Genomic DNA, 12,445 nt, shown 5'->3' on the forward strand with positions numbered 1-12,445 from the left:
GACGATGCCCAGGCTGCGGCACCGCAGGAAGGGCTGGCCCCCCTGCCCGAGCAGGCCGGGGTGGAGTTTGCACAGGTGATGGAACAGGCCGACACCGTAGAGTCTGCCGAAGATGTGACCGCCAGCGGCGTGGACGATGCCCAGACGGCAGACCTGCAGAGCGTGGACGATGCGGCCTTTGAGGGTGTTGCCGAAGGTGCACCCGAAGACGCCGCAGCCGAAGACGTTGCCGAGCCCGCACTGCTGCTCGAAGGAGCTGCACCGGCAGAGCCAGCCAGCCCTGCCGTGCTCGACAACTACGTGGCGCCGGCCATCTCGGCGGCCAAGGCGGCTGCTGATTTTGTGGCCCAGATCTTTGCCGAAGTGCGCGCCAGTGACGAGCCCGAGGCCGCCCCCCTGCCCATCGCAGAGGTGGCGCCCGTGGCCGATGCCTCCGATGCTGCGCAGGAGCCCCAAGGCCGTCCGGGTGAAGGCATGGCGCCATTGCAGGACAAGAACGTGCTGGTGCTGGGGCTGGGAGCCTCTGGCCTGGCCATGGCACGCTGGTGCGTGCGTTGCGGCGCCCAGGTCACAGTGGCCGACACGCGCGAGGCGCCGCCCCAGCTGGCGCAGCTGCAGCAAGAGCTGCCCGGCGTGCGCTTTGTGGCTGGTGCGTTCGATGCCTCGCTGGTCGACGGCCAGGGCCTGCACGCGGTGTACCGCTCGCCGGGTCTGAGCCCCGCCACCTTTGCGTCCGTGTTCCAGGCCGCCAAGGCCATTGGCCTGGTCACAGGCAGTGAGCTGTCTTTGTACGCTGCTGCGCTGGCTTACCTGCGCAGCCAGCATGCCTACGCACCGTGCGTGTTGGCCATCACCGGCACCAACGGCAAGACCACGGTGACGTCGCTCACCGGGCAACTGGTGGAGCGGGCGGGCAAGACCGTGGCTGTGGCGGGCAACATCGGCCCCACGCTGCTGGACACGCTGGCCGGGCACATCGATGCGGGCACCCTGCCCGAGGTGTGGGTGTTGGAGCTGTCCAGCTTCCAGCTCGACGATGTGGCCGGGTTCGAGCCCACGGCCGCTACGGTGCTGAACATCACCCAAGACCACCTGGACTGGCACGGCGACATCCACGCCTACGCCGCGGCAAAGGCACGCATTTTTGGACAAACCGGCCTGATGGTGCTCAACCGCGAAGACGCCGAGGTGATGCAGATGCTGCCGCCGCCCGTGCGTGTCAAGCTGCAAAAGCCGCAGCAGCGCGAGCACCTCACCTTCGGTGCCGACATGCCTCGCCGTCCCGGCGATTTCGGCATTGAAATTGTCAGCGGCATGCCCTGGCTGGTGCGCGCCCTGGAGGCCGATGAAACCCGCAAACGCAGTCGCAGCGAAGCCGAGGAAGAGCTGCACATCCAGCGCCTGATGCCTGCCGATGCCCTGCGCATTCGCGGCCGCCACAACGCCACCAACGCGCTGGCCGCTCTGGCACTGGCGTCTGCGGCGGGTTGCTCCCTGGCGCCCATGCTCTATGGCCTGCGCGAGTACCGGGGCGAACCCCATCGCGTCGAACCCGTGGCGTTGGTCAATGGTGTGGAGTATTTCGACGACAGCAAGGGCACGAATGTGGGCGCCACGGTGGCTGCGTTGACTGGCCTGGGCGCGGACCGCCGCATCGTGCTCATCCTCGGTGGGGTGGGCAAGGGGCAGGACTTTTCTCCGCTGACCACCCCCGTGGCCCGGTATGCACGCGCCGTGGTGCTGATCGGGCGCGATGCGCCGCTGATTCGCGCAGCGCTGGCCGATGCCGGTGTGGCACTGATCGACGCGGCAGACCTGCCGCAGGCGGTGGACGCGGCCACGCAGCGTGCCCATGCGGGCGATGCGGTGCTGATGTCGCCAGCGTGCGCCAGCTTTGACATGTTCAAAGACTACGAACACCGTGCCCATGTGTTCTGCGACGCCGTGCGCGCCCTGGCACAGGACGCCGGGCAATCTGTGGAGGGCGTGTGATGTCCGCAGCAGGCAGCACCCCAGAGCGCAGCGCAGGCTGGTTGCTGCGCATGAAGGGCTGGTTTGGCAGCCTGTCTGACAAGGCGGCAGACGTGTTGCCCGTGCGCGTGGGCGGCACCGAGTACCGCCAGTCCACCACCACCCCGGCCAGCGTGCTGGGCTTTGACCAAGCCTTGTGCGGCGTGGTGGTGGCGTTGCTGGCCTGGGGGCTGGTGATGGTGTATTCGGCATCTATCGCGTTGCCCGACAACCCGCGCTTTGCCAACTACGCGCCCACCCACTTTCTCACCCGGCACATGATGTACCTGGTGTTTGGCTTTGTGGCGGCGCTGCTGGCCTTCCAGGTGCCCATGAAGCTGTGGGAGCGTGTGGCGCCCTGGTTGTTTGTGGGCTCGCTTTTGTTGTTGATTGCGGTGCTCATCCCCGGGGTGGGCAAGGTCGTCAACGGGGCGCGCCGCTGGCTGTCCATTGGCCCCATTGGCTTTCAACCGTCCGAGGTTGCGAAGCTTGCCGTGCTGATCTATGCCGCCGACTACATGGTGCGCAAGATGGAAGTCAAAGAGCGCTTCTTCCGCGCCGTGCTGCCCATGGGCGCCGCCGTGGCCATCGTGGGGGTGCTGCTGCTGGCCGAGCCGGACATGGGCGCCTTCATGGTGGTGGCCGTGATCGCCATGGGCATTTTGTTCTTGGGCGGCGTCAACGCGCGCATGTTCTTCCTGATTGCGGGCGTGCTGGTGGGGGCCTTCGCTTTGATGATCGCCAGCTCGCCCTGGCGCCGCGAGCGCGTGTTTGCCTACCTGGACCCGTTCAGCGAGCAGCATGCGCTGGGCAAGGGCTACCAGTTGTCGCACTCGCTGATCGCCATTGGGCGTGGCGAGATTTTTGGCGTGGGGCTGGGGGGCAGCGTGGAGAAGCTGCACTGGCTGCCCGAGGCGCACACCGACTTTTTGCTGGCTGTGATTGGCGAGGAGTTCGGCCTCTTGGGCGTGGTCACGCTCATCATCCTGTTCCTGTGGATGACGCGCCGCATCATGCACATCGGCCGCCAGGCCATCGCGCTGGACCGCGTCTTCTCGGGCCTGGTGGCCCAGGGCGTGGCCATCTGGATCGGTTTTCAGGCCTTCATCAACATGGGCGTGAACCTGGGCGCCTTGCCCACCAAGGGGCTCACGCTGCCGCTGATGAGCTTTGGCGGCTCGGCCATCTTGCTCAACCTGGTGGCGTTGGCGATCGTGCTGCGGGTGGACTATGAAAACAAGCACCTCATGCGCGGAGGCCGCGTATGAGGTGCTTGTTTCACCACAATAAGCACAGCATTGCGCTAGCAATGCCAAGCGCGCAGCGCTGGATGAGGGGAGGCCGCGTATGACGCAAAAAACCGCGCTCATCATGGCGGGCGGCACCGGCGGCCATATCTTCCCTGGCTTGGCGGTGGCCGAAGAGCTGCGCGCACGCGGCTGGCGGGTGCACTGGCTGGGCGCACCGGGCAGCATGGAGTCGCGCATCGTGCCGCAGCACGGGTTTGCGCTGGAGTTGATCGATTTCTCTGGGGTGCGGGGCAAGGGGCTGGTCACGCTGGCTTTGCTGCCACTGCGCCTGCTGCGGGCCTTCTGGCAAGCGCTGCAAGTGGTGCGCCGCGTGAAGCCCGATGTGGTGGTGGGCCTGGGCGGCTACATCACCTTCCCCGGCGGGATGATGGGCGCGCTGTGTGGCAAGCCGCTGGTGCTGCACGAGCAGAACTCGGTGGCAGGCATGGCCAACAAGATGCTGGCAGGCGTGGCCGACCGGGTGTTCACCGCGTTCCCCAATGTCTTCAAAAAGGCCCAGTGGGTGGGCAACCCGCTGCGGGCGGCTTTCACCCGCCAGGCAGCGCCGGCTGAGCGTTTTGCGGGCCGCACCGGCCCGCTGCGCCTGCTGGTGGTGGGCGGTAGCCTGGGCGCGCGGGCGCTCAACGAGATCGTGCCCCAGGCCCTGGCGTTGATTCCCTCAGAGCAGCGCCCCGTGGTCACCCACCAAAGCGGCGCCACGCAGATCGACGCCTTGCGCGCCAACTACGAGGCCGCAGGCGTGCAGGCCGAATGCACGCCCTTTATCGATGACACGGCCAGTGCGTTTGCCAACGCCGACATCATCGTTTGCCGCGCCGGTGCCAGCACCGTGACCGAGATCGCTGCCGTGGGTGCAGCGGCCATCTTTGTGCCATTCCCTTCTGCGGTGGACGACCACCAGACCACCAACGCCCAGTTTCTGGTGAGCGCTGGGGCTGGCTGGCTGGTGCCACAAGGCGATTTGACCCCCGAGGGTTTGGCCAAAATGCTATTAAATTCAGAGCGCCTAGCGCTTGTAGAGATTGCCGAGAAGGCCAAAAACATGCAAAAAATCAATGCCACCCGTGAAGTGGTGGCCGCGTGCGAGGAGTTGGCCGCATGAAACACGCCATCCGTCACATCCACTTTGTAGGCCTGGGCGGCGCCGGCATGAGCGGCATCGCCGAGGTGTTGTTCAACCTGGGCTACCGCATCTCCGGCTCCGACCTGGCCGACAGTGCCACGTTGCGCCGCTTGCAGGGCCTGGGTATCCAGACCTGCCTGGGCCACGCTGCTGCGCACATCGAGGGCGCAGATGCGGTAGTCACCTCCACCGCCGTCACGGCCGACAACCCCGAAGTGCTGGCCGCCCGCGAGAAAAAAATCCCCGTGGTGCCCCGTGCCTTGATGCTGGCCGAGCTGATGCGCCTGAAGCAGGGCATTGCGATTGCTGGCACCCACGGCAAGACCACCACCACCAGCCTCGTGACCAGCGTGCTGGCCGAGGCGGGCCTGGATCCCACCTTCGTCATTGGCGGCAAGCTCAACAGTGCGGGCGCCAATGCCAAGCTGGGCAGCGGCGACTACATCGTGGTCGAGGCCGATGAGTCCGATGCATCGTTCTTGAACCTGCTGCCCGTGATGGCCGTGGTGACCAATATCGACGCCGACCACATGGAGACCTACGGCCACGACTTTGGCCGGCTCAAGGGAGCGTTTGTCGACTTTTTGCACCGCATGCCGTTCTATGGCACCGCCGTGCTGTGCGTGGACAGTCCGGCCGTGCGTGACATCCTGCAAAGCGTGACCTGCCCGATCACCAGCTACGGCTTCTCGGAAGACGCCCAGGTGCGCGCCGTCAACGTGCGGGCCGAGGCCGGGCAAATGCACTTCACGGTGCAGCGGCGCAATGGCGTCACGCTGCCCGATCTGGACATCGTGCTCAACCTGGCGGGCGAGCACAACGTGCTCAATGCGCTTTCTGCCATCGCCATTGCGGTGGAACTGAACATCCCCGACGAAGCCGTGCAGCGCGCGCTGGCGGGCTTCAAGGGCGTGGGGCGGCGCTTTCAAAGCTACGGCAACCTGCCCGCCAAAGACGGCGGCCAGTTCACCGTCATCGACGACTACGGCCACCATCCGGTGGAGATGGCCGCCACGCTGGCTGCCGCGCGTGGTGCCTTCCCGGGGCGGCGCTTGGTGCTGGCCTTCCAGCCGCACCGCTACAGCCGCACCCGCGATTGCTTCGAGGATTTTGTGAAGGTCATCGGCAGCGCCGACTCCGTGCTGCTGACCGAGGTGTATGCCGCCGGTGAGGCGCCGGTGGTGGCTGCGGACGGCCGCTCGCTGGCCCGCGCGCTGCGCGTGGCAGGCCGGGTGGAGCCCATTTTTGTGGACAACGTGGCAGATCTGCCACAGGCCATTGCCGACAACGCACGTGCTGGCGATGTAGTCATGTGCATGGGCGCTGGTTCCATAGGGTCTGTGCCCGGAAAGGTGGTCGATTTGCTACAAAATAGTGAGCTAGCACCGCTTGCAGGGAAAGCGCAATGACGCAGTTGAATACCAATGTTGATGTGAAGGCCCTGGGCAAGGTGGCCGTGTTGATGGGCGGCTCCTCGGCAGAGCGCGAGGTCTCGCTCATGTCGGGCACCGGCGTGCTGCAGGCCCTGCGCTCGCGCGGGGTGGATGCCCACGCGTTCGACCCCTCGGAAACCGACCTGAGTGAACTCAAGCGCGGCGGCTATGCCCGTTGCTTCATCGCGCTGCATGGCCGCCATGGCGAAGATGGCACGGTGCAGGGCGCGCTCGAATTGCTGGGCATTCCGTACACCGGGCCGGGGGTCATGGCGTCCGCCATCGCGATGGACAAGGTCATGACCAAGCGGGTGTGGACTGCCGAAGGCTTGCCCACACCCCGCTATGTGTGTCTGGCCCCTGACCGTCAGCAGCGCGAAGTGGTGCGCACCGTGCCCGATGAGTTGGGCCTGCCGCTGATCGTGAAGCCACCGCGCGAAGGCTCGTCCATCGGCGTGACCAAGGTGCGTGGGTATTCCGAGATGCAGGATGCCGTGACCCTGTCTGCCCGCTACGACCCCGACGTGCTGTGCGAGGAATTCATTGAAGGCGAGGAAGTGACCTGCCCCGTGCTGGGTCAGGGTGCTGCGGCCCAGGCGTTGCCGGTCATTCGCATCATGGCCCCCGAGGGGGCTTACGACTACCAGAACAAATACTTCACCGACGATGTGAAGTACCAGTGCCCGAGTGGATTGCCTGAGGCCGAAGAGCGTGAAATCCAGCGCATCGTGCTGGAGGCTTTCCGCACGCTGGGCTGCCGTGGCTGGGGCCGCGCCGATCTGATGATCCGCGCCAGCGATCGCAAGCCCTTCTTGCTGGAGATGAACACCTCGCCAGGCATGACGGGCCATTCGCTGGTGCCCATGTCTGCACGCGCATCGGGTATCAGTTACGAAGACCTGTGCCTGCGCATCTTGGCCATGGCCACCCTGGACACGCCCGCTGCTGCCCCGACACAAGGAGCCGCCCAGCCATGAACCCCTCCATGCCAGCCCCGCTGGACGTCAAGCTCATGAACATGACCGCCTCGGTCCTGTTTGTGGGCTGCGCCCTGCTCGTGCTGGCCGCAGGGGCCTGGTGGGTGATGCGTTACCCCGGCTTTGCGATTGCGCGCATCGTGGTGCACGGTGATCTGTCGCACAACAACGCCGTGACCTTGCGGGCCAATGTGGGGCCGCAACTGGTGGGCAATTTCTTTACCGTGGACTTGCGCGCAGCGCGCCAGGCGTTTGAGGAAGTGCCCTGGGTGCGCAAGGCGTCGGTGCGCCGTGAATACCCCGGCTTGCTGCATGTGGAGCTGGAAGAGCACGACGCCGTGGCGTACTGGGGCCCCGAGACGGGCTCGGGCCTGGTGAACAAGCAGGGCGAAGTGTTTGAGGCGAACGTGGGCGATGTGGAGCAGGAAGACCTGCCGCGTCTGCAGGGGCCTGAGGGCAGCTCGCAAGAGGTGTTGGCCATGTACGGCGCCGTAGCCCCCGTGTTCAAGACCCTGGGGCTGGAGCTGGAAGAGCTGGAATTGAACGGGCGCGGCGGCTGGCGCGCCAAGCTGGCAAATAACGCCGTGGTGCAGCTTGGGGGCGGCAGTGAGCAGGAGCTGCAGCAGCGCACGCGCCGCTTTGCCCGCACGCTGGCACAGGTGGCGGCGCAGTACCAGCGGCGCGTGGAGTCGCTGGAGTCAGCCGACCTGCGCCACGCGGGCGGCTATGCGTTGAAGCTGCGGGGGGTGACCACCACGGCGGGAGCCGAGGGCGCACCGGCGGTGCGCCGGTGACCGCGTGGGGTATGCGCAGCACATAAGAACCATGAAGGGCAGAAACTGATATGGCAAGAGAATACAAAGATGTGGTGGTGGGCCTCGACATTGGCACAGCCAAGGTCATGGCCGTGGTCGCCGAAGTTCTGCCCAACGGAGAGCTCAAGTTGGCCGGCCTGGGTGTGGCGCCCAGCAATGGCCTCAAGCGCGGCGTGGTGGTCAACATCGACGCCACGGTGCAAAGCATCCAGCAGGCGCTGAAAGAGGCCGAGCTGATGGCCGACTGCAAGATCCAGCGCGTGTACACCGGCATCACCGGCAGCCACATTCGCGGCCTCAATTCGAGCGGCATGGTGGCGGTCAAGGACAAGGAAGTCACCTCGGCCGATGTGGCGCGCGTGGTCGAGACGGCCAAGGCCATCAACATCAGCAGCGACCAGCGCCTGCTGCTGGTGGAGCCGCAAGAGTTTGTGATCGACGGGCAGGATGTGAAAGAGCCCATCGGCATGAGCGGCATCCGCCTGGAAGCCAAGATCCACATCGTGACCGGCGCGCAGAGCGCGGCCGAGAACATCATCAAGTGCGTGCGCCGCTGCGGCCTGGAGGTGGAGCAGCTCATGCTGAACCCGCTGGCCAGCAGCCAGGCCGTGCTGACCGATGACGAGCGCGAGCTGGGCGTGGTGGTGGTGGACATTGGCGCGGGCACGACCGACGTGGCCATCTTCACCGGCGGCGCCATTCGCCACACGGCCGTGATTCCGATTGCGGGCGACCTCATCACCAGCGACATCGCCATGGCGCTGCGCACGCCCACCAAGGACGCTGAAGACATCAAGGTCGAAAGCGGCTACGCCAAGCAACTGTTGGCCGACCCCGAGGCCCAGGTGGAAGTGCCGGGCCTGGGTGACCGCAGCCCGCGCATGCTCAGCAAGCAGGCGCTGGCGGGCGTGATCGAGCCGCGGGTGGAAGAGATCTTTTCGCTGGTGCAGCAAGTGGTGCGCGAGTCGGGCTACGAAGAAGTACTTTCTTCGGGCATTGTTCTCACCGGCGGCAGTTCTGTGATGCCCGGCATGATCGAGCTGGGCGAAGATATCTTCCTCAAGCCCGTGCGCCGTGGCGTGCCCAAGTATTCGAGTGCGCTGGCCGACATGGTGGCCCAGCCCCGTGCCGCCACCGTGATGGGCTTGCTGGAAGAGGCCCGACTGGCCCGGCTGCGCGGCTTCAAGGTGGCGCAAAAGAGCGGTTCTGTGAAGACCGCTTTTGGCCGCTTCAAGGACTTCATTGTGGGGAACTTCTGATGATGCACCACCCCACCTGCCAAGCCCGGGAAAGCCCCCACCTGCGCGATCGCGAGCGATGGCGAAGCACCGGACCGCCGCGCTTGCACGACGACCTTGACCCCACCGTATTCATCCATTGGCAAACCAATACCCGTAAAGAAACAGGAGCTCCCAGATGACCATCGAAATGATCGAAGCCGAAGAATTCAACCAGGGCACCCAGATCAAGGTGATCGGCGTGGGTGGTGGCGGCAGCAATGCCGTTGAGCACATGATTGCCCGTAGCGTGCAGGGCGTGGAGTTTGTTTGCGCCAACACCGATGCGCAGGCACTGACGCGCAGCTCGGCCCACCGCGTGATTCAGCTCGGTGGCAGCGGCCTGGGTGCAGGCAGCAAGCCCGACAAGGGCCGTGATGCCGCTGAAGCCGCAGTGGAAGACATCCGCTCGGCCATCGACGGCGCGCACATGCTCTTCATCACCGCAGGCATGGGTGGCGGCACGGGCACGGGCGCTGCGCCTGTGATTGCCCGTGTGGCCAAGGAAATGGGCATCCTGACTGTGGGCGTGGTGACCAAGCCTTTCGACTGGGAAGGTGGCCGTCGCATGCAAAACGCCGACAACGGCCTGGCCGAGCTGGAAGCCAACGTCGACTCGTTGATCGTGGTGCTCAACGAAAAGCTGCTGGAAGTGCTGGGCGATGACATCACCCAGGACGAGGCCTTTGCCCACGCCAACGACGTGCTCAAGAACGCCGTGGGCGGTATCGCTGAAATCATCAACGAATACGGTCATGTGAACGTCGACTTTGAAGACGTGCGCACCGTGATGGGTGAGCCCGGCAAGGCCATGATGGGCACGGCCACGGCCAGCGGCCCGGACCGCGCACGCATCGCTGCAGAACAAGCAGTGGCCTGCCCACTGCTCGAAGGCATCGACCTGTCGGGCGCCAAGGGCGTGCTGGTGCTGGTCACGGCCGCCAAGGGCAGCCTCAAGCTGTCCGAGTCGCGCCTGGCGATGAGCACCATCAACGCCTACGCTTCGCCCGACGCGCATGTCATCTACGGCGCCGCCTACGACGACAGCCTGGGCGATGAGATCCGCGTCACGGTGGTGGCCACGGGTCTGTCGCGCCCCAACGCACGCCGCCAGCCCATCTCGGTGGTGCAAGGTGGCCTGCGCACGGGCACCGACAACATCGCCTACCAAATGCCGGTGGCCGGTGTGGCCGGTGGCATGGGCAGCGCCGTGGGCCTGGCGGGTGGCCATGCCGGTGGCTCGCAAGCCGACTACGGCAGCATGTCGGTGCCCAGCGTGTGGCGCACCAACCGCACGCAAGCCGCAGCCCGCGTGGATGCGTTGTCGTCTGGTGGCATGGACGACCTGGAAATCCCAGCCTTCCTGCGCAAGCAGGCTGACTGATGGGTAGCCCGAGCGCGCGGTGACGCACGCTCGGGCTCTTCGGTGAGATGTAAGTGCTATGAAAATATGAGCTGCTAGCGCTTGTTTTTAAAGGACTTTCAAGGTGTTTGTATTGAAACCTACCATTGAATAGGCGCTGGAAGCTATTAAAAACATAGCACCCCAAGGGCTTAAGGCCCGCAACAAAAAAGCCCCGTTCGCAAGACCGGGGCTTTTTTGTTGGGGCCTGGGCATCCGCCGCTGGAAGCAGCGGGGGCCCAGGTTGAACAAAGCGCTTGGCGCGTCAGAAGCTCTCCCAATCGCCCGAGTCGCCTGCGGGCGGCTTGAGGCTGGACTTGGCGGGCAGGGCGGCTGCGGGCTTGGGGGCCGGTGCCCGTGGGCTGGCGGCAGGGGCTTTGGCCTTGGGCAAGGCCGTAGCGGGGCGTGGTGTCGGACGTGGTGCTGGGGCTCTGGCCGGTGCAGGTACGGGTGCGTGCGGCGTGCTGGCCGTGCTGCCGTTCACGCGGAAGAGGGCCACCACCTCGGTCAGCTTCACAGCCTGTTCGCGCAGGCTGTCGGCGGCGGCAGACGATTCCTCCACCAGGGCTGAGTTTTGCTGCGTCATCTGGTCGAGCTGGTTCACGGCCGTGTTCACCTGTTCAATGCCCTGGCTTTGCTCCGAGGTGGCCGCGCGGATCTCGCCAATGATGTCGGTCACGCGCTGCACGCTGGCCACAATTTCGGTCATGGTCGCCCCGGCGTTGCCCACCAGACTGGTGCCCGATTCGACCTTCTCAACCGACGCGCTGATCAGCGACTTGATCTCTTTGGCGGCCTCGGCGCTGCGCTGGGCCAGGCTGCGCACCTCGCCCGCCACCACGGCAAAGCCCCGGCCTTGCTCACCGGCGCGGGCGGCTTCTACGGCCGCGTTCAGCGCCAGGATGTTGGTCTGGAAGGCAATGCCGTCGATCACGCCAATGATGTCGGCAATCTTGCTGCTGCTGGCATTGATGTCTTGCATGGTGGCCACGACCTGCGCCACCACCTGACCGCCCCGCGCAGCCACTTCGGCGGCCGATGTGGCCATCTGGTTGGCGGTCTGGGCCGAGTCCGAGGTCTGCTTCACGGTGCTGGTCAGCTCTTCCATGCTGCTGGCCGTGGTCTGCAGGTTGCTGGCGGTGTCTTCGGTGCGCCGGGCCAGGTCGTTGTTGCCTTGGGCGATTTCGGTGGATGCCGTCGCGATGCTGTCGGTGGCCGAGCGCACCTCGGTCACCAGGCGGCGCAGCGCATTCACCATATGTGCCAGTTCGTCGAGGATGGAGCCTGGATGGGCTCTGGGGATTTCAGTGTCCAGGTTGCCTTGCGCCACTTGCGACATGATGCCGATGGCCTCGCTGGGCTCACCCCCAATTTGCCGCAGCACGGAGCGCGCCACCGTGAAGCCCACACCGCCCACCAGGGCCATCACCAGCAGCACGACGGCCAGTTCAGACAGCAGCGTTTTGCGCACCTGCTGGTCGATGTCGTCGGTGTACAGGCCCGAGCCCACCATCCAGTTCCAGCCATCAACCCGAATCACATACTGCAGCTTGGGCACCAGCACTTGCTGGCCGGGCCGCGCAAACATGGTCGGCACAAACACCCTGCCGTCCTTGCTGGCACGCAGGGCGTCCGAGATGGTCTTGAGGATGTCGGTGCCCGCACCGTCCTTGACCTTGCCCGCCATGTCCTGGCCTTCCCACTCGGGCTTGATCGGGTGCATCACGCCTTTGGAGTCGAGCGACCAGATGTAGAAGTATTCGGTCTTCCCTTCGGGGCCGCCGTAGCGGGACACCCGCAAGGCCTCTTTGGCGGCTTTTTGGGCTTCTTCCTGGCCCATGGCGCCGCTGGCAGCCTTGGCCTGGTAGGCGGCCACGATGCTGTGCGCTGACTGCACGGCCGTGGCCAATTGTTCGCGCCGCGATTCGATGATCAGCGAGCGCTCTTGCAGCAGCGCTGTGACGGCCATGAACAACAACGCTGCCAACGCCGTGCCCAGCATCAGCAGCACCTTCATTTTGAATCCAAGCTTGTTCATCGTGTGTCTCCAGTTTTCTCTCAAACTCTAGCAATGCCAGGACTCGCGCAGTGAGTGTGT

General features: G+C 65.3%; 9 protein-coding genes. 8 read left to right on the plus strand and 1 reads right to left on the minus strand.

The features are described from left to right. Positions 1-474 precede the first annotated feature (474 nt). The 8 genes from murD (at position 475) to ftsZ (ending at position 10,329) form a co-directional block, all read left to right on the plus strand. On the plus strand, positions 475-1,992 hold the full coding sequence (gene murD / locus CLU86_RS21750; RefSeq protein ID WP_233195344.1) for a UDP-N-acetylmuramoyl-L-alanine--D-glutamate ligase: 1,518 nt from the start codon (positions 475-477) through the stop codon (positions 1,990-1,992). Beyond that, positions 1,992-3,278: a putative lipid II flippase FtsW gene (gene ftsW, locus CLU86_RS21755; protein ID WP_099743088.1), complete on the plus strand. Its 1,287-nt coding sequence runs from the start codon at positions 1,992-1,994 to the stop codon at positions 3,276-3,278. Before murD ends, ftsW begins: the two co-directional genes overlap by 1 nt. A gap of 79 nt (positions 3,279-3,357) precedes the next feature. Further along, positions 3,358-4,422: an undecaprenyldiphospho-muramoylpentapeptide beta-N-acetylglucosaminyltransferase gene (murG, locus tag CLU86_RS21760; protein ID WP_099743089.1), complete on the plus strand. Its 1,065-nt coding sequence runs from the start codon at positions 3,358-3,360 to the stop codon at positions 4,420-4,422. After that, on the plus strand, positions 4,419-5,852 hold the full coding sequence (gene murC / locus CLU86_RS21765; RefSeq protein WP_099657920.1) for a UDP-N-acetylmuramate--L-alanine ligase: 1,434 nt from the start codon (positions 4,419-4,421) through the stop codon (positions 5,850-5,852). Before murG ends, murC begins: the two co-directional genes overlap by 4 nt. Next, a complete protein-coding gene (locus CLU86_RS21770) occupies positions 5,849-6,853 on the plus strand; it encodes a D-alanine--D-alanine ligase (protein WP_099743090.1) in 1,005 nt (334 codons plus the stop codon). The genes murC and CLU86_RS21770 overlap by 4 nt, the downstream gene beginning before the upstream one ends. Next, positions 6,850-7,647: a cell division protein FtsQ/DivIB gene (locus CLU86_RS21775; RefSeq protein ID WP_099657922.1), complete on the plus strand. Its 798-nt coding sequence runs from the start codon at positions 6,850-6,852 to the stop codon at positions 7,645-7,647. Before CLU86_RS21770 ends, CLU86_RS21775 begins: the two co-directional genes overlap by 4 nt. A gap of 50 nt (positions 7,648-7,697) precedes the next feature. After that, the gene (ftsA, locus tag CLU86_RS21780; RefSeq protein ID WP_099657923.1) at positions 7,698-8,927 is read left to right on the plus strand and encodes a cell division protein FtsA; all 1,230 of its coding nucleotides are present in this window, start codon (positions 7,698-7,700) and stop codon (positions 8,925-8,927) included. Between the two features lie 157 nt (positions 8,928-9,084). Further along, positions 9,085-10,329, plus strand: a complete 1,245-nt coding sequence (gene ftsZ / locus CLU86_RS21785; RefSeq protein ID WP_099657924.1) for a cell division protein FtsZ — start codon at positions 9,085-9,087, stop codon at positions 10,327-10,329. A gap of 283 nt (positions 10,330-10,612) precedes the next feature. Here the strand turns inward: ftsZ and CLU86_RS21790 are convergent, their stop codons facing one another. Next, positions 10,613-12,385: a methyl-accepting chemotaxis protein gene (locus CLU86_RS21790; protein ID WP_099657925.1), complete on the minus strand. Its 1,773-nt coding sequence runs from the start codon at positions 12,383-12,385 to the stop codon at positions 10,613-10,615. Between the last annotated feature and the right edge of the window lie 60 nt (positions 12,386-12,445).

It is taken from the genome of Acidovorax sp. 62 (assembly GCF_002754495.1).
GTDB lineage: Bacteria > Pseudomonadota > Gammaproteobacteria > Burkholderiales > Burkholderiaceae_C > Acidovorax.

Excerpts from the sequence above, each read along its gene's own strand:
- murD (WP_233195344.1), top strand. The coding sequence starts at position 475 with ATGGCGCCATTGCAGGACAAGAACGTGCTGGTGCTGGGGCTGGGAGCC.
- ftsW (WP_099743088.1), top strand. The coding sequence starts at position 1,992 with ATGTCCGCAGCAGGCAGCACCCCAGAGCGCAGCGCAGGCTGGTTGCTG.
- murG (WP_099743089.1), top strand. The coding sequence starts at position 3,358 with ATGACGCAAAAAACCGCGCTCATCATGGCGGGCGGCACCGGCGGCCAT.
- murC (WP_099657920.1), top strand. The coding sequence starts at position 4,419 with ATGAAACACGCCATCCGTCACATCCACTTTGTAGGCCTGGGCGGCGCC.
- CLU86_RS21770 (WP_099743090.1), top strand. The coding sequence starts at position 5,849 with ATGACGCAGTTGAATACCAATGTTGATGTGAAGGCCCTGGGCAAGGTG.
- CLU86_RS21775 (WP_099657922.1), top strand. The coding sequence starts at position 6,850 with ATGAACCCCTCCATGCCAGCCCCGCTGGACGTCAAGCTCATGAACATG.
- ftsA (WP_099657923.1), top strand. The coding sequence starts at position 7,698 with ATGGCAAGAGAATACAAAGATGTGGTGGTGGGCCTCGACATTGGCACA.
- ftsZ (WP_099657924.1), top strand. The coding sequence starts at position 9,085 with ATGACCATCGAAATGATCGAAGCCGAAGAATTCAACCAGGGCACCCAG.
- CLU86_RS21790 (WP_099657925.1), bottom strand. The coding sequence starts at position 12,385 with ATGAACAAGCTTGGATTCAAAATGAAGGTGCTGCTGATGCTGGGCACG.